Genomic DNA, 15,304 nt, shown 5'->3' on the forward strand with positions numbered 1-15,304 from the left:
GGGATTGACCGGGCAATGCCTTGATTTTCGGAGCTAAACCTTGAAGATGACATTTTGAATTTTGTGGCGAGCTCCCTCGCCACAATGGATCTCTATCGAATCAACGGGTACCGGTATGGCCGAAACCGCCTGTGCCGCGCTCGGTTTCAACAAACTCTTCAACCATCTCGAAGTGGGCCTGCACCACCGGCACCAGCACCAGTTGTGCCAGACGCTCGCCGACCGGCATGGTGAATTCGGTCTGACCACGGTTCCAGCAAGAGACCATCAATGGGCCCTGGTAGTCGGAGTCGATCAGCCCCACCAGGTTGCCCAGCACGATGCCGTGCTTATGGCCCATCCCCGAGCGCGGCAGAATCAGCGCTGCCAGGTTCGGGTCACCGATATAGACCGACAGGCCGGTGGGGATCAGCACGGTTTCACCCGGCTTGATCACGGTGTCCTGTTCCAGCATGGCGCGCAGGTCGAGGCCGGCGGAGCCTGGTGTGGCGTATTGCGGCAGCGGGAATTCGGTACCGATGCGGGGGTCGAGGATCTTGGCTTGCAAAGCGTGCATGTAAATTAAACCTGGTTCAGACGTTCGGCGATAAAAGTGATCAGCTGGCGAGCAATCTTGCTCTTGCTGGTCTGGGCGAAGAGTGTGGCGTGAAGCTCGCGGTCGATGACGCTGCAGGCGTTTTCTTCGCTGTTGAAGCCAATGCTCGGATTGGCGACGTCGTTGGCGACGATCAGATCGAGGTTCTTGTCTTTCAACTTGCGTGCAGCGTAATCGAGCAGGTGTTCGGTCTCGGCGGCGAAACCGACACTGAACGGGCGGTCGGGGCGGGTGGCGATGGTGGCCAGGATGTCCGGATTACGCACCATCTGTAGCAACAAGCCGTCGCCGTTCGTAGGATCTTTCTTGAGTTTCTGTGGGGCAACGACTTCCGGGCGGTAGTCCGCGACTGCTGCCGAGGCGATGAACAGGTCGCAAGGGATCGCCGCTTCGCAGGCGGCCAGCATGTCGCGGGCGCTGACCACGTCGATGCGGGTGACACGATCCGGGGTCTGCAGGTGCACGGGACCGGTGATCAGGGTCACGCGGGCACCGGCCTCCACCGCGGCTTCGGCCAGGGCAAAGCCCATTTTCCCGGAGCTGTGGTTGGTGATGTAGCGCACCGGGTCGATGTTTTCCTGGGTCGGGCCGGCGGTGATCAGTACGTGCTTGCCGGTCAGCGCCTGACGCTGGAAGCAGTCGGCGGCGCACTGGGCCAGTTCAATGGCTTCGAGCATGCGTCCCAGGCCGACGTCGCCGCAGGCCTGGCTGCCGGAGGCCGGGCCGAAGACCTTGATGTCGCGGCTTTCGAGTGTGTGCAGGTTGGCCTGGGTCGCCGGATCGCGCCACATGGCCTGGTTCATTGCCGGTGCAACGGCGACCACTGCGTCGGTGGCCAGCACCAGCGTGGTCAGCAGATCGTTGGCAATGCCTTGGGCCAGGCGGGCGATCAGGTCTGCGGTGCCGGGAGCGATCAGCACCAGATCGGCCCATTTGGCCAGCTCGATGTGGCCCATGGCCGCTTCGGCCGCCGGGTCCAGCAGGTCCAGGTGGACCGGGTGCCCGGACAGGGCCTGCATGGTCAGCGGGGTGATGAACTCTGCGCCGCCACGGGTCATGACCACGCGCACTTCGGCGCCCTGATCGATCAGGCGGCGAACCAGGTCGGCGCTTTTGTAGGCAGCGATACCGCCGCCGACGCCCAGAACAATGCGTTTCCGATACAGCCGCTGCATAGGCCTGCCTTTCAATTCGTTGGTGACATACGTGGCGAAACCCCCTCCCCAGGATGAATTCGCCCGCAAAAAAGATGGGCTACGATATCACAGCGACCGCTACGGAACAGCGGTGCCCACAGACAGGGAGGTGCTATGAGTATTCGCGATTGGCCGGCGGCGGAACGGCCGCGGGAGAGGTTGCTTGAACAGGGCGCGGGAAGCCTTTCGGACGCCGAATTGCTGGCGATCTTTTTACGCACGGGCGTGGTAGGTAAAAGCGCCGTAGATTTGGCGCGACACCTGTTGAGTCAGTTTGGCAGCCTGCGTTTGCTGCTTGAGGCCGATCAGGAAACGTTCGGCAAGCAGTTGGGACTTGGGCCGGCGAAATTTGCACAGTTGCAGGCTGCGCAAGAAATGAGCAGGCGTCATCTGGCCGAGCGTGCGCGCCAAAAATCGGCACTGGAGAATCCGCACGCGGTTCGCGAGTACCTGAAATCGATGCTGCGCCACGAGCCACACGAGGTGTTTGGTTGCCTGTTTCTCGATTCCAGGCATCAGGTACTGGCGTATGAGACGCTGTTTCGCGGCTCCATCGACAACACCAGCGTTCATCCGCGAGAGGTGGTCAAGCGCGCCTTGGCCAACAACGCAGCGGCATTGATCCTCTGCCACAACCATCCTTCGGGCAACACCGACCCCAGTCAGTCCGACCGGGTGCTGACCAAGCGCCTGCAAAAGGCGCTGGAGTTGATTGACGTGCGGGTGCTCGACCATTTCATCATTGGAGACGGCGATCCGTTGTCGATGGCGGAGTATGGGTGGATGTAGATCTGGTGGAGGAATGCAGAACCCTGTGGGAGCGGGCTTGCCCGCGATGGCGGCGGTACATTCAGCGCAAATGTTGCCTGAAAGTCCGCTATCGCGGGCAAGCCCGCTCCCACAGGTTTTGTGTTGTGCCAGATTACTTGAAGTTGACCTTGGAGTAGTCCTGTCGCCCGAACGGGCTCACCGAGTACCCCTCGACATCCTTGCGCGTCAACGCAAAGGCCGTCGGGTGGGCCAGGGGCAGCCACAGCGCCTGCTGCTGGATCTGCGCCTGGGCCTGTTCGTAGAGCTTGCTGCGCACACCTTGCTCGCCGGTGGTCTTGCCGGCGCTGATCAGCTTGTCCAGGTCCTGATTGCAGTAGCGGGCGAAGTTGGTGCCGGACTTGACCGCGGCGCAGGAAAACTGCGGCGTGAGGAAGTTGTCCGGGTCGCCGTTGTCGCCAGCCCAGCCCATGAACAGCAAGTCGTGCTCACCGGCCTTGGCGCGGCGGATCAGCTCGCCCCATTCGATCACGCGGATTTCAGCCTGAATGCCGATTTCTGCAAGGTCAGACTGAAGCAGTTGAGCGCCAAGGCTTGGGTTGGGGTTGAGCAGGCTGCCGGAAGGGCGGGTCCAGATGGTGGTCTGGAAGCCGTCCTTGAGTCCGGCCTTGGCCATCAAGGCTTTGGCCTTCGCGATGTCGTGAGGGTAACCCGGCAGGCCTTTCGCGTAGCTCCAGGTGTTGGGCGGGTACGGACCGTTGGCCGCCTCGGCAGTGTCTTCGAACACGGCTTTGACATAGTTGGCCTTGTCGAAGGCAAGGTTGATGGCCTGGCGGACTTCAGGCTTGTCCAGTGGCGGATGCTGACTGTTGATGCCGACGAATGCGGTCATGAATGCGTCAGTCTTTTCGACTTTCAGCGTCGGCTCTTTCAGCGCTTCCTGTACGTCCAGAGGCTTGGGCGACAGTGCGATCTGGCATTCATTACGGCGCAATTTCTGCAGGCGCACATTGGCGTCGGGGGTGATGGCGAAGATCAGCGGATCTACAGAAGGTTTGCCGCCGAAGTATTCTGGGTTGGCTTTGTAGCGAACCGAGGCGTCCTTCTGGAAACGGGTGAAAACGAACGGCCCCGTGCCGATCGGCTGGCTGTTGAGCTTCTCGGGCGTGCCGGTCTTCATCAGTTTGTCGGCGTATTCGGCCGAATAGATCGAGGCGAAGCCCATGGTCAGGGTCGCCAGGAAGGTCGAATCCGGGTGGTCGAGGGTGAAGCGCACGGTCTGCGGATCGAGGGCGTCGATCTTCTTGATCAGTGCAGGCAACTGCATCGATTGCGCATGCGGGAAGCCGCTCTGGGCGACTTTGTGCCACGCATTGGCCGGGTCGAGCATGCGGTCGAAGCTGAAAATCACGTCCTCGGCGCTCAAGTCACGCGTCGGGGTGAAGTACTCCGTGCGATGGAATTTCACCTGTGGGTGCAACTTGAAGACGTAGGTCAGGCCGTCGGGGCTGACTTCCCAGCTGTCGGCGAGGCTGGCGACCACTTTGCCACTGGCCGTGTCGAAGTCCACCAGGCTGTTCATCAGCACATCGGCCGAGGCGTTGGTGGTGGTCAGCGAGTTGTACTGCACCACGTCGAAGCCTTCAGGGCTGGCCTCGGTGCAGACGCTCAGGGCGGCGGCAAAGGCCTGTGGGCTCAACAGAAGCGGGGCGAGCAACAGCGGTAGGGCAGCAAGGCGCATGGTCGGCTTCCTTTACAGGTCGAAGGCCCATCTGCAAGTGCAGTCTGGAAAAGGCTTACCCTAGTGGGCTCTTTTGTAAATGACTATCCCCTTTTTCATTTTGGGGGGACTATAGGCGCCAGATTTTGCTGTGCAGCGGTCGAGCAAACTCCCTGGTCGACTCGGTGAGCGATACTCTGCGACGAGCGGTCGCCATCGACGATAGCCTTTGTCCAAGGCGCTCGGAGCCCGGAAAACGGGGTTTTTGTGAATTCTACGTACACTGAATGTTGTTGCTCTCCAGTCTTTCTGGTATAAAGCAGCGCTCTTTTCTAGGGGCCCGGTTCCTTCACTGTAGGTGTAGCCGGTAAGACCTCTAAAGAAACGCGGCGCCTGGCGCCAAATGACTGAGAGATTAAGCGGCCAACCCATGCCGGGTTGGGCATGTGGTTTTAGAGGGCTGAGGCATGTCTAGAGTATGTCAAGTTACCGGTAAGGGTCCGGTAACCGGGAATAACATTTCCCACGCAAACAACAAAACCCGTCGTCGTTTCCTGCCGAACCTGCAGCATCACCGCTTCTGGGTTGAAGAAGAGAAACGTTTTGTGCGTCTGCGCGTATCTGCCAAAGGCATGCGTATCATCGACAAGCGTGGCATCACTGTCGTGCTGGCCGAACTTCGCCGCGATGGCAAGGTTTAAGGGAGCTAATCATGCGTGAATTGATTCGTTTGATTTCGAGCGCCGGTACTGGTCACTTCTACACTACCGACAAGAACAAGCGTACTACCCCGGACAAAATCGAGATCAAGAAATATGATCCGGTTGTTCGCAAGCACGTGATCTACAAAGAAGGCAAAATCAAGTAATTGATTTTTCCCTCTTACGAAAAAGGCCCGTATCGCGAGATACGGGCCTTTTTTGTTGCGCGGGAATCAAGTTGTTTTGTCAGTGCCGAAACGAATCAGCCGCAGTTGATGCTGACGATGATTCTGTCGGCATTGGTATGCAGGTTGATACGTCGCGGGCGCAGGTCCCAGCTCGAAGGGTACTTGGGTCCAGTGGCTCGCACTGGCGCGCCATTGGCCAGGGCGCGAACTTCTTCAAGCAGTTGCGGGGTGCATTTCTGGCCGATGGTGTATTGGGCGATGGCGAGATCGCATTGATCGGGTAAGACTGGCATGTTGCCTCCTTGCATGACTGTTGGTTGGGGCGCCTGCGTCGCCGGGTGGCAGCACGTCCTGTGCGTTACCGTCCCGACGATGAAATACGTGGCACCTGTCAGCAAGTCTTACCCGGTGTCGCTGCCCTGAGCCAGCGGCAGAGTGTCAGCGACTGTTTCGATGTGGGTTCAAGCCTTCTGTTCAAACGCCACGTAGATCTTGCGGCACGGCTCCAGCACTTCCCAGGTGCCCTTGAAGCCGGCAGGGATCACGAAGCGGTCGCCTGCACGCAGGGTCTTGGCATTGCCCTCGCTGTCACGTAGCACCGAAACCCCTTGCTGGATCTCGCAGTATTCGTGCTCGGTGAAGTTCACCGCCCACTGCCCGACCGCACCTTCCCACACACCCGCGTTCAACTGACCGCAAGGGCTGTTGTAGTGGTTGTAAACCGCTTGCTCCGGGTCGCCCTTGAGCACTTTGGCTGCGTCTGGGCGGTAGCGTTCGGCGGCGGTGGTGGCCTGGCTGAAGTCGACGACGTTCTGGATATTCATTGTTGTTATCTCCCGTGATTACGTAGAAAGGCTCAAAGTCTATGTTTATTAAAATGAACATCGCAAGGCCGTTTGCCAGCGTTTTGTCAAATATATTGAAACTTCATATGCGGCTGGTTTAGGGTGGTGAATGCCTTGGGCCGAAAAGCAGGCTGGCCGGGCAGAATTCCTGACAGCACCCGCGAAGAACGCGGGTGTCGTATCAATAAGAGGAGGACACTCGCATGACCACCCTGACCCGTGCCGACTGGGAACAACGTGCCCGCGACCTGAAAATCGAAGGCCGCGCCTATATCAATGGCGAATACACCGCCGCCGTTTCCGGCGAGACCTTCGAGTGCATCAGCCCGGTCGATGGCCGTCTGCTGGGCAAGATTGCCAGCTGTGACGCCGCCGATGCCCAGCGCGCCGTGGAAAACGCTCGCACCACCTTCAATTCCGGTGTCTGGTCGCGCCTGGCGCCGACCAAGCGCAAATCCACCATGATCCGTTTCGCCGGCCTGCTGAAACAGCACGCCGAAGAGTTGGCTCTGCTTGAAACCCTGGACATGGGCAAGCCGATCAGCGATTCCCTGTACATCGACGTTCCCGGCGCGGCGCAAGCCCTGAGCTGGAGCGGCGAAGCCATCGACAAGATCTACGACGAAGTAGCGGCCACCCCGCACGACCAGCTAGGTCTGGTGACCCGTGAGCCGGTGGGTGTTGTTGGCGCCATCGTGCCGTGGAACTTCCCGCTGATGATGGCGTGCTGGAAACTCGGTCCTGCGCTGTCCACCGGTAACTCGGTGATCCTCAAACCGTCCGAAAAATCCCCGCTGACCGCCATCCGCATCGCCGAGCTGGCTGTCGAAGCCGGCATCCCGAAAGGCGTGCTGAACGTGCTGCCGGGTTATGGCCACACTGTCGGCAAGGCCCTGGCCCTGCACAACGACGTTGATACGCTGGTGTTCACTGGTTCGACCAAAATCGCCAAGCAGCTGCTGATCTACTCCGGCGAGTCGAACATGAAGCGCGTCTGGCTCGAAGCCGGCGGCAAGAGCCCGAACATCGTGTTCGCCGATGCGCCGAACCTGCAAGACGCTGCCGAAGCCGCAGCTGGCGCCATCGCCTTCAATCAGGGCGAAGTCTGCACCGCCGGTTCGCGCCTGCTGGTGGAGCGTTCGATCAAGGACAAATTCCTGCCGCTGGTGATCGAAACACTGAAAGCCTGGAAGCCGGGCAACCCGCTGGATCCGGCGACCAACGTTGGTGCGCTGGTCGATACCCAGCAGATGAACACCGTGCTGTCCTACATCGAGTCCGGTCATGCCGACGGTGCCAAGCTGGTGGCCGGTGGCAAGCGTACGCTCCAGGAAACTGGCGGCACTTACGTTGAGCCGACGATTTTCGACGGCGTGAGTAACGCGATGAAAATCGCCCAGGAAGAAATCTTCGGCCCGGTACTGTCGGTCATCGCATTCGACAGCGCCGAAGAAGCCATCGCAATCGCCAACGATACGCCGTACGGCCTGGCCGCTGCGGTCTGGACGGCCGACATTTCCAAGGCCCACCTCACCGCCCGCGCACTGCGTGCCGGTAGCGTGTGGGTCAACCAGTATGATGGCGGTGACATGACCGCTCCGTTCGGTGGCTTCAAGCAGTCCGGCAACGGTCGTGACAAGTCCTTGCACGCGTTCGACAAATACACCGAGCTGAAGGCGACCTGGATCAAGTTGTAAGCCGTTAAGGGAGGTCTGTTGCAGAGCAGGCCTCCCGAACGACACAGATCCCTTGTGGGAGCGGGCTTGCTCGCGAAGGCGGTGTATCAGCCAACGTTGATGTTGGATGTGATGACCTCTTCGCGGGCAAGCCCGCTCCCACATTGTTTTGTGTGTCCTGAAAAAAATATCAATCCACAGGAGCGTGGAACATGCGTTGGGCGACGTATTTCGCCGTTTTGGCATCTGTCCTGAGTGTCGGCCTGGCCCTGGGTGTCAGCATGCCGCTGGTGTCGTTTCGCCTGGAAAGCTGGGGCTACGGCTCGTTTGCCATTGGCGTGATGGCCGCGATGCCGGCCATCGGTGTCCTGCTGGGGGCGAAAATCTCCAGCCATCTGGCAGCGCGATTCGGCACGGCCAATCTGATGCGCCTGTGCCTGTGGGCCGGGGCGGTTTCGATCGGTTTGCTGGCGCTGTTGCCGAGCTATCCGGTCTGGTTGGTGCTGCGGCTGATGATCGGGGTGATCCTGACCCTCGTATTCATCATCGGTGAAAGCTGGATCAATCAACTGGTGGTCGAGCAATGGCGCGGGCGGCTGGTGGCGTTGTATGGCAGCAGCTACGCCTTGAGTCAGCTGGCAGGGCCAGTGTTGCTGGGCTTCCTCGGTACCGAGCACGACTATGGCTTTTGGGTGGGTGTCGGTTTGTTGATGGCTGCTCCGTTACTGTTGCTGGGCCGCAGTGGCGCGCCGAGTAGCGAGGCCAGCAGCGTGACCTTGAGTGATTTGCTCGCTTTCTGTCGTGGCCTGCCAGCGATTGCCTGGGCGGTGTCGCTGTTCGCCGCGTTCGAAGCGATGATCCTGACGCTGTTGCCGGTCTATTGCCTGCGTCAGGGCTTCACCACGGAAATCGCACTGGCGATGGTCAGTACGGTGGTGGTCGGCGATGCGGTGCTGCAATTGCCGATTGGTGCGTTGGCCGATCGCTTGTCGCGGCGCGCGTTGTTCACCGGTTGTGCAGTGGTCCTGCTGATGTCGAGCCTGGCAATCCCGTTGCTGATCGACACACTGCTGATCTGGCCCTTGTGGGTGCTGTTCGGCGCCAGCGCTGGCGGGTTGTTCACCTTGTCGTTGATCCTGATCGGCGAGCGTTATCGCGACGATGCGTTGGTGCGGGCTAACGCGCACATCGCCCAACTGTGGGGGATCGGTTGCCTGATCGGGCCGCTGCTGGCGGGTGCCGGCAGTCAGTGGATCAACGGCCATGCGTTGCCATTGCTGATGGCGGTAGGGGCCTTGGGGGTGTTGATTGTGGTGTCGCGGCAAGGGGCGTTTGGCACTGCTCAGCCAGCCTGATGAGCATCGGAGAACTGTGGCGGTCGAGTCTTACAACATCTTCTCCAGCCCAACCGTATTGCTCATCCACGCATTGAAGCGCCGCCACCAACTCCCTGGCTCCTTGGCCAGGGTGTGCATTTTCCCGTCGTCTTCGGTGGTCCAGACGATCTGATCGTTTTCCAGCTCCACCTGATAACTCAGGGCCGGTGCCATACCCTGCAGCGCCAGTTCACGGACCCGTGCGGCCAATTCCGGACTGTCCACCAGCACGCCGACTTCGGTGTTCCACAGCACCGAGCGCGGATCGAAATTGAACGAGCCGATAAAGGACTTCTGCTGGTCGAAGATCATCGCCTTGCTGTGCAGGCTGGAGTCAGAGCTGTGATAGGCGTTGCTGGAAAACAGATGCGGCCCACTACCGCTGCCGCCTTCCTCGCCGGGTTGGCTGCGCAATTCGTACAGCTTTACGCCGTGCTCCAGCAGCGCCCTGCGATAGGGCGCGTAACCACCGTGCACCGCCGGAACATCCGTGGCTTCCAGTGAATTGGTCAGCAAACTCACGGAAACGCCGGCATCGGCGCGCCCGGTCAGGTACACCAGCCCCGGCTGGCCGGGCACAAAGTAGGCCGAGATCATGATCAGCTCTTTGCTGACGTTATTGAGTTCAGGTGCGAGTTGCGTGGTCAGCAGCAACTGCGGATCGGGTTCGCCCTTGGCCAGTACCTTGCTCGGCGCATCCCACAATGCCTGGTTCCAGGCCCAGATCAGTTCGCGGCGCCAGATGTCCAGGCGTGGGTGGGTGGTGAAGGTCATCAGGTGTTTGTAGAGCGCGTGATTCTGTTTGCGCGTTTCCGCCAGGGACTCTTCCAGTCGGGCGCGGGTGTTTTCCAGGTCCCGGAGTGTGGGTTTGCTCGACAGGAATTCGTCGATCGGCTTGCTCAGGGCACTGTTCCAGTACTGGTCGAAACTGTGCCCGAGTTGCTCGGCGACCGGGCCGACACTGAGCATGTCGATGTCGGTGAAATTCATGTTGGGCTTGGCATCGTAATACTCGTCCCCCAGATTACGCCCGCCGACGATGGCCATGCTGTTGTCCGCCAGCCACAACTTGTTGTGCATGCGTCGATGCTGTTGCGACAGGTTGAACAGCCGGCCCACGGTGCGCGTCACCCCCGTACTGCGGCCCAGGTTCAGCGGGTTGAACACGCGGATCTGGATGTTCGGATGCGCGGCGAGGGTGGCAATGACCTGGTCCAGGCCGTCGCTGGCGGTGTCGTCGAGCAGCACCCGCACCCGGACGCCCCGGTCGGCGGCTTTGAGCAACTCCTCAATCAACATGCGCGTGCTGATGCCGTCGTGCACGATGTAGTACTGCAAGTCGAGGCTGCTTTGGGCGTTACGGATCAGTTCGGCGCGGGCGGTGAAGGCCTCGGTACTGTCCGATAGCAGGCGAAAACCCGATTGTCCGTTGTAGGGTGCGGCTTGCGCCTGGACCGAGCGACCGAATGCGGAGTCTGCAGCCGGCAGCGCCTGGCTCGGCACACGCTGAACGTCGAAGCTGGAGCAACCGCCCAGGAACGCGGCGAGTAGCAGAAGAGCAAGCAGGGGCTGTCTGACTCTCACGTAGGATCGTTCCGTTTGGCGGCGCAGATAGGCATATGGACGCTGATCCCCGAATAAAAGTCAGTCGCAGAGCTGATCGGTTTCCTCCAGCAGTTTGATCGCTGTCGCACCGACCTTGCGCACCGCGTCTTCGATCTGCGGTGTTGGCTTGGCAGCGTAGTTCATGCGCAGGCAATTGCGGTACTTGCCGGAGGCGGAAAAAATGCTGCCCACGGCAATCTGTACGCTCAGGTCGTGCAATGCACGATTCAGTTTCAGGGTGTCGAAACCTTCCGGAAGTTCGACCCACAGCATGAAGCTGCCTTGTGGGCGACTCGCGCGAGTGCCGGCCGGGAAATAGCGGGTCACCCAATCAATCATCACGTCGCGATTGCGTTGGTATTGCGTGCGCATCCGCCGCAAATGTGGTTCGAAGTGGCCACCCTTGAGAAACTCGGCGATGGCGATCTGCGGCTGTGGCGCTGTGGATCCGGTGCTGATGTATTTCATGTGCAGCACCCGTTCCAGATAGCGACCGGGCGCGACCCAGCCGATGCGCAGGCCCGGCGCCAGGGTCTTGGAAAACGAGCTGCACAACAGGACGCGACCGTCCTCGTCGAAGGACTTGATCGTGCGTGGGCGCGGATAGGTATAGGCCAGTTCGCCATACACATCGTCCTCGATGATCGCCACGTCATAGCGCTGGGCAAGCGTCAGCAATGCGCGTTTGCGCGACTCCGGCATGATGTAGCCCAACGGGTTGTTGCAGTTGGGAGTCAGCTGTATGACCTTGATTGGCCACTGTTCCAGGGCCAGTTCCAGCGCTTCGAGACTGATGCCGGTCAGCGGGTCGGTGGGGATTTCCAGGGCTTTCATGCCCAGGCCCTTGAGGGTCTGCATCGCGCCGTGAAAGCTCGGCGAGTCCACCGCGACAATGTCGCCAGGCTCGCAGATTGCACGAATGCTGGTGGACAGCGCTTCGTGGCAACCGGTGGTGACCACCAGTTCGCTGGCGCTCAGCTGGCAGCCGGAATCGAGCATCAGGCGAGCGATCTGTTCGCGCAGTTCGAGGTTGCCGTGGATGTTGTCGTAATACAGACCGGGCATGTCCTGCCGCCGGCTGATTCGCGCCAGGTCACGCAGCAGCGGTTTCATCGTCGGACTGGTGATGTCCGGCATGCCACGGCCCAGTTGCACCACGTCTTTGCGCGGCACGGCGCGAATCAACTCCAGCACCTGATCCCATTGGGATATGTCCACCGGCCGTTGGGCCGGGCGGCCGACTGCCGGCAAATCCGGCAGTTCGCGGCTGGCGGGGACGAAGTACCCGGACTTGGGCCGTGGCATGGCCAGCCCGCTGTCCTCCAGCACCCGATAGGCCTGCTGCACCGTGCTCAGGCTGACGCCGTGCTCGACGCTCAGCGCCCGTACCGAAGGCAGCCGGTCACCGGGGCGATAGAAGCCCTGTTCGATACGTGTGCCGAGCAATTCGGCGAGGTTGACGTAAAGGGTCATGGTGCAGCCTCGATAAGGGTGATCGGTTAACCAGTACAGATCGGGCGAAAAATGAGGATTCAGTGGCGGAATCGGCAAGACTGTATGGAATAAATACAAATGCTTTGAATCTGTAATGCTTTTGCGCGCCCACGCATCATGGAACCTCTGGCTACCCAAGTAAACAGGAGCATCCAAGATGAACGGTTTGAGCGATGTGCGGCTGACGTTACACAGTCAGGAACTGGCGACCGGGCAGAACAACGGCACGCGGGAGGCGGGCATGGGCAATGCGTCGTCCGGCCTGAGTCGCTGGGACCAGTTCTGGCGTCGCCTGCACACGCGCAAGGCCTTGCTGGCCCTGACGGCCGATCAGCTCAAGGATATCGGGCTGACGCGGGAGCAGGCGCGGGAGGAGGGGCTGAAGCCTTTCTGGCGGATCTGAAATCCATGGTGATTTTTAGGCCCATTCGCGAGCAAGCCCGCTCCCACATTAGATCTTCAGCGAACACAGATTTTGTGTTCGACACGGATCAACTGTGGGAGCGGGCTTGCCCGCGAAGGCGTCAGAGCTGACACCGACAATCTTTCAGACCAACTCTTTAAGCCGATGCCACAACATCCCCAGCGCCAGCAACGGTGAGCGCAGATGCTTGCCGCCGGGGAAGGTGATGTGCGGCACCTTGGCGAACAAATCAAAACCACCACCGTGCTGCCCGCTAATCGCTTCGGCCAGCAGCTTGCCGGCCAGGTGCGTGGCATTCAGGCCATGACCGGAATAGGCCTGGGCGTAGTACACGTTCGGCTGGTCCTTGAGTCGCCCGATCTGCGGCAGGCGATTGGCGCCGATGCCGATCATGCCGCCCCATTGGTAATCGATCTTCACTGCGCTCAGCTGCGGGAAAACCTCGAGCATTTTCGGGCGCATGTACGCGGCGATGTCTTTCGGGTCACGGCCCGAGTAATGGCAGGCGCCGCCAAACAGCAGGCGCCGGTCCGCCGAGAGCCGGTAGTAGTCCAGCGCCACCCGCTGGTCACAGACCGCCATGTTCTGCGGTAGCAGGGCGTGAGCCAGTTCTTCGCTCAACGGTTCGGTGGCGATGATGTAGCTGCCGGCGGGCAGGACTTTGCCGCTGAGCTCCGGGTTGAGGTTATTGAGGTAGGCATTGCAACCCAGCACCAGGGTTTTGGCGCGCACCGAGCCCTCGGCGGTATGGACCTTGACCTCGGGGCCATAGTCAATGCGGGTCACGGCCGAGTGCTCGAACAGCTGGACCCCCAGTCGTTGTGCCGCTGCGGCTTCGCCCAAGGCCAGGTTCAGTGGATGCAGGTGCCCCGAGCCCATGTCGATCAGGCCACCGACGTAACGCGTGGAGCCGACCACGGTGTGCATCTCATTGGCTTGCAGCAAACGGGTCTCGTAGCGATAACCGAGGCTGCGCAGTTCTTCGGCATCCTCGGCGAAACCTTCAAGGTCACGGGGCTTATTGGCGAGATCGCAGTAGCCCCAGGTCAGGTCGCAGGGGATCTGAAAGCGCTCGACCCGTTGACGGACGATTTCCACGGCTTCCAGGCCCATGAGTTTCATTTGCCGCACGCCTTCGACACCGATGACATTGGTGAACTGATCGAGGCCGTGGCCGACGCCGCGAATCAGCTGCCCGCCATTGCGTCCACTGGCGCCCCAGCCGATTCTATGGGCTTCAAGCAACACCACGCTGAGACCGCGTTCGGCAATCTCAAGCGCCGTGTTCAACCCCGAAAACCCGCCGCCCACCACACAGACATCGGCCAGCACTTCACCTTTGAGCACCGGAAGCTCGGGCTGCGGCAGGCTGCTGGCGGCGTAGTAGGACGCGGTGTGGTTCAGGGCAGGCTGTTGAGCACGGGCATTCATGTGCGTGTTCCTGATTCTTACGTTTGGAAAACCTTACGGAGCATAAGCCGGACCTTCCCGGACGGGCAACATTGGTCGGCTGGTGCTGTCTGGATCGGGGCTTTTGCGTCAGAATCGCGCTCTATTCCGCTATTGGTCACCGCTTCAATGAGCTGCAACAGCCAGACAATCCGCACATTGCGACAACAGATTCCCTCGTTCGAGTGCGTTCCCGGCTGCCATGACTGCTGCGGGCCGGTGACCACCTCGCCCGAAGAAATGTCGCGTCTGCCGCGCAAGACCCACGCCGAGCAGGATGCCGCTATGGAAGAACTCAACTGTGTGCATCTGGGGCCGAATGGTTGCACGGTGTATGACGAGCGGCCGCTGATTTGCAGGTTGTTCGGCACCACCAAGACCTTGCCGTGCCCGAATGGGCGCGGGCCGGTGGAATTGATTCATCCGCGGGTGGAGAAGCAGGTGTTCGAGTACATGGCTTCGAACCGACAGGTGTTGGTTTAAGAGAGACCGAGTCGCCTGCATTCGCGAGCAAGCCCGCTCCCACATTCGATCTTCAATGAACACAGAGTTTGTGTTCGACACTGATCCACTGTGGGAGCAGGCTTGCTCGCGAAAGCGGCTGAACATGCACCGCGCATCTCAATCGGGAATCGGCAAAGTCAGGCTCTCCTTCACCTCTTCCATCACGATGTAACTCTTGGACTCGCGCACGTGGGGCAGCTTGAGCAGGATGTCGCCCAGCAACTTGCGGTACGAGGCCATCTCGGAAATCCGCGCTTTCACCAGGTAGTCGAAATCCCCTGACACCAGGTGACACTCCAGCACATGGGGCAATTTCAGCACCGCACGTCGGAACTCTTCGAAAGTATCGCCGGATTTGTAGTCCAGGCTGATCTCGACAAACACCAGCAGACTACCCTTCAGGTGCTGCGGATTGAGCCGGGCGTTGTAGCCCATGATGATCCCTTCGCGCTCCAGACGCCGGACCCGCTCAGTACAGGGCGTGGTCGAGAGCCCGACCTTTTCCCCAAGCTCCGTAAAGGAAATCCGCCCGTCCGCTTGCAGGATCCGCAGGATGTTGCGGTCGATCTTGTCCAGCTCACGTTTGGTCTGAGTGTTGGTACGCATAGGGGATGCGCCTCCGTGAAAAGGGTTTTTGCCGAGAATTGTCGCCAAATATAGGCGCTTATATAGTGAAAAGCACTGGCGAATCTTTTTTACACTGCGCGCATCTAAAGCTCTGAATAACAAACGTCAGCGGTTAGCCGCGATGAGGGATATGAAA

Annotated in this window: 16 protein-coding genes; 7 read left to right on the forward strand and 9 right to left on the reverse strand. The window is 60.2% G+C overall.

Annotation, left to right across the window (positions count from 1 at the left end; all coding sequences use genetic code 11):
- Positions 1–100 precede the first annotated feature (100 nt).
- Positions 101–556: a dUTP diphosphatase gene (gene dut, locus KGB28_RS07250; protein WP_007975171.1), complete on the reverse strand. Its 456-nt coding sequence runs from the start codon at positions 554–556 to the stop codon at positions 101–103.
- Between the two features lie 5 nt (positions 557–561).
- Positions 562–1,770: a bifunctional phosphopantothenoylcysteine decarboxylase/phosphopantothenate--cysteine ligase CoaBC gene (gene coaBC, locus KGB28_RS07255; protein ID WP_223443794.1), complete on the reverse strand. Its 1,209-nt coding sequence runs from the start codon at positions 1,768–1,770 to the stop codon at positions 562–564.
- A gap of 135 nt (positions 1,771–1,905) precedes the next feature.
- On the opposite strand from coaBC, the gene radC reads away from it, so the two are divergent.
- Positions 1,906–2,580 carry a RadC family protein gene (gene radC / locus KGB28_RS07260; protein ID WP_223443796.1) on the forward strand — a complete coding sequence of 225 codons (675 nt, stop codon included), beginning with the start codon at positions 1,906–1,908 and terminating at the stop codon, positions 2,578–2,580.
- A gap of 133 nt (positions 2,581–2,713) precedes the next feature.
- Here radC and KGB28_RS07265 read toward each other — a convergent pair whose 3' ends face one another.
- Positions 2,714–4,300, reverse strand: a complete 1,587-nt coding sequence (locus KGB28_RS07265) for an ABC transporter substrate-binding protein (protein ID WP_223443798.1) — start codon at positions 4,298–4,300, stop codon at positions 2,714–2,716.
- Between the two features lie 446 nt (positions 4,301–4,746).
- Here KGB28_RS07265 and rpmB point away from each other — a divergent pair, with 446 nt between their 5' ends.
- Positions 4,747–4,980 carry a 50S ribosomal protein L28 gene (gene rpmB, locus KGB28_RS07270; RefSeq protein ID WP_007975166.1) on the forward strand — a complete coding sequence of 78 codons (234 nt, stop codon included), beginning with the start codon at positions 4,747–4,749 and terminating at the stop codon, positions 4,978–4,980.
- An 11-nt stretch (positions 4,981–4,991) separates the two neighbouring features.
- A complete protein-coding gene (gene rpmG / locus KGB28_RS07275) occupies positions 4,992–5,147 on the forward strand; it encodes a 50S ribosomal protein L33 (RefSeq protein ID WP_003177274.1) in 156 nt (51 codons plus the stop codon).
- A 95-nt stretch (positions 5,148–5,242) separates the two neighbouring features.
- On the opposite strand, the gene KGB28_RS07280 is transcribed toward rpmG, so the two are convergent.
- Together KGB28_RS07280 and KGB28_RS07285 are read right to left on the reverse strand one after the other, a co-directional pair.
- Complete coding sequence (locus tag KGB28_RS07280; protein WP_150753847.1) at positions 5,243–5,461, reverse strand: peptidase inhibitor; 219 nt, start codon at positions 5,459–5,461, stop codon at positions 5,243–5,245.
- Positions 5,462–5,629: 168 nt separating this feature from the next.
- Positions 5,630–5,992: a cupin domain-containing protein gene (locus KGB28_RS07285; RefSeq protein WP_223443800.1), complete on the reverse strand. Its 363-nt coding sequence runs from the start codon at positions 5,990–5,992 to the stop codon at positions 5,630–5,632.
- Positions 5,993–6,216: 224 nt separating this feature from the next.
- Here KGB28_RS07285 and KGB28_RS07290 point away from each other — a divergent pair, with 224 nt between their 5' ends.
- Both KGB28_RS07290 and KGB28_RS07295 read left to right on the forward strand, forming a co-directional pair.
- Complete coding sequence (locus KGB28_RS07290) at positions 6,217–7,710, forward strand: aldehyde dehydrogenase (RefSeq protein ID WP_223443802.1); 1,494 nt, start codon at positions 6,217–6,219, stop codon at positions 7,708–7,710.
- Between the two features lie 191 nt (positions 7,711–7,901).
- Positions 7,902–9,044 (forward strand): MFS transporter, encoded by a 1,143-nt coding sequence (locus KGB28_RS07295; RefSeq protein WP_223443804.1) that lies wholly within the window; start codon positions 7,902–7,904, stop codon positions 9,042–9,044.
- Between the two features lie 30 nt (positions 9,045–9,074).
- Here the strand turns inward: KGB28_RS07295 and KGB28_RS07300 are convergent, their stop codons facing one another.
- A complete protein-coding gene (locus KGB28_RS07300) occupies positions 9,075–10,649 on the reverse strand; it encodes a phospholipase D family protein (RefSeq protein ID WP_223443806.1) in 1,575 nt (524 codons plus the stop codon).
- Positions 10,650–10,709: 60 nt separating this feature from the next.
- Complete coding sequence (locus tag KGB28_RS07305; protein WP_223443808.1) at positions 10,710–12,143, reverse strand: PLP-dependent aminotransferase family protein; 1,434 nt, start codon at positions 12,141–12,143, stop codon at positions 10,710–10,712.
- A gap of 178 nt (positions 12,144–12,321) precedes the next feature.
- On the opposite strand from KGB28_RS07305, the gene KGB28_RS07310 reads away from it, so the two are divergent.
- Positions 12,322–12,567 carry a DUF1127 domain-containing protein gene (locus KGB28_RS07310; protein WP_223443810.1) on the forward strand — a complete coding sequence of 82 codons (246 nt, stop codon included), beginning with the start codon at positions 12,322–12,324 and terminating at the stop codon, positions 12,565–12,567.
- Between the two features lie 144 nt (positions 12,568–12,711).
- Here KGB28_RS07310 and KGB28_RS07315 read toward each other — a convergent pair whose 3' ends face one another.
- Positions 12,712–14,019 (reverse strand): NAD(P)/FAD-dependent oxidoreductase, encoded by a 1,308-nt coding sequence (locus KGB28_RS07315; RefSeq protein WP_223443812.1) that lies wholly within the window; start codon positions 14,017–14,019, stop codon positions 12,712–12,714.
- Between the two features lie 147 nt (positions 14,020–14,166).
- Here KGB28_RS07315 and KGB28_RS07320 point away from each other — a divergent pair, with 147 nt between their 5' ends.
- Positions 14,167–14,520: a YkgJ family cysteine cluster protein gene (locus tag KGB28_RS07320; RefSeq protein ID WP_223443814.1), complete on the forward strand. Its 354-nt coding sequence runs from the start codon at positions 14,167–14,169 to the stop codon at positions 14,518–14,520.
- A 138-nt stretch (positions 14,521–14,658) separates the two neighbouring features.
- Here KGB28_RS07320 and KGB28_RS07325 read toward each other — a convergent pair whose 3' ends face one another.
- Entirely contained in the window at positions 14,659–15,147 is a 489-nt protein-coding gene (locus tag KGB28_RS07325; protein WP_007975155.1) for an Lrp/AsnC ligand binding domain-containing protein, read from the reverse strand.
- Positions 15,148–15,304 lie beyond the last annotated feature (157 nt).

The sequence above is a fragment of the Pseudomonas sp. BF-R-19 genome, from assembly GCF_019956445.1.
GTDB lineage: Bacteria > Pseudomonadota > Gammaproteobacteria > Pseudomonadales > Pseudomonadaceae > Aquipseudomonas > Aquipseudomonas fluorescens_BH.

Coding starts and splice junctions, on each gene's coding strand:
- dut (WP_007975171.1), bottom strand. CDS start 556: ATGCACGCTTTGCAAGCCAAGATCCTCGACCCCCGCATCGGTACCGAA.
- coaBC (WP_223443794.1), bottom strand. CDS start 1,770: ATGCAGCGGCTGTATCGGAAACGCATTGTTCTGGGCGTCGGCGGCGGT.
- radC (WP_223443796.1), top strand. CDS start 1,906: ATGAGTATTCGCGATTGGCCGGCGGCGGAACGGCCGCGGGAGAGGTTG.
- KGB28_RS07265 (WP_223443798.1), bottom strand. CDS start 4,300: ATGCGCCTTGCTGCCCTACCGCTGTTGCTCGCCCCGCTTCTGTTGAGC.
- rpmB (WP_007975166.1), top strand. CDS start 4,747: ATGTCTAGAGTATGTCAAGTTACCGGTAAGGGTCCGGTAACCGGGAAT.
- rpmG (WP_003177274.1), top strand. CDS start 4,992: ATGCGTGAATTGATTCGTTTGATTTCGAGCGCCGGTACTGGTCACTTC.
- KGB28_RS07280 (WP_150753847.1), bottom strand. CDS start 5,461: ATGCCAGTCTTACCCGATCAATGCGATCTCGCCATCGCCCAATACACC.
- KGB28_RS07285 (WP_223443800.1), bottom strand. CDS start 5,992: ATGAATATCCAGAACGTCGTCGACTTCAGCCAGGCCACCACCGCCGCC.
- KGB28_RS07290 (WP_223443802.1), top strand. CDS start 6,217: ATGACCACCCTGACCCGTGCCGACTGGGAACAACGTGCCCGCGACCTG.
- KGB28_RS07295 (WP_223443804.1), top strand. CDS start 7,902: ATGCGTTGGGCGACGTATTTCGCCGTTTTGGCATCTGTCCTGAGTGTC.
- KGB28_RS07305 (WP_223443808.1), bottom strand. CDS start 12,143: ATGACCCTTTACGTCAACCTCGCCGAATTGCTCGGCACACGTATCGAA.
- KGB28_RS07310 (WP_223443810.1), top strand. CDS start 12,322: ATGAACGGTTTGAGCGATGTGCGGCTGACGTTACACAGTCAGGAACTG.
- KGB28_RS07315 (WP_223443812.1), bottom strand. CDS start 14,019: ATGAATGCCCGTGCTCAACAGCCTGCCCTGAACCACACCGCGTCCTAC.
- KGB28_RS07320 (WP_223443814.1), top strand. CDS start 14,167: ATGAGCTGCAACAGCCAGACAATCCGCACATTGCGACAACAGATTCCC.
- KGB28_RS07325 (WP_007975155.1), bottom strand. CDS start 15,147: ATGCGTACCAACACTCAGACCAAACGTGAGCTGGACAAGATCGACCGC.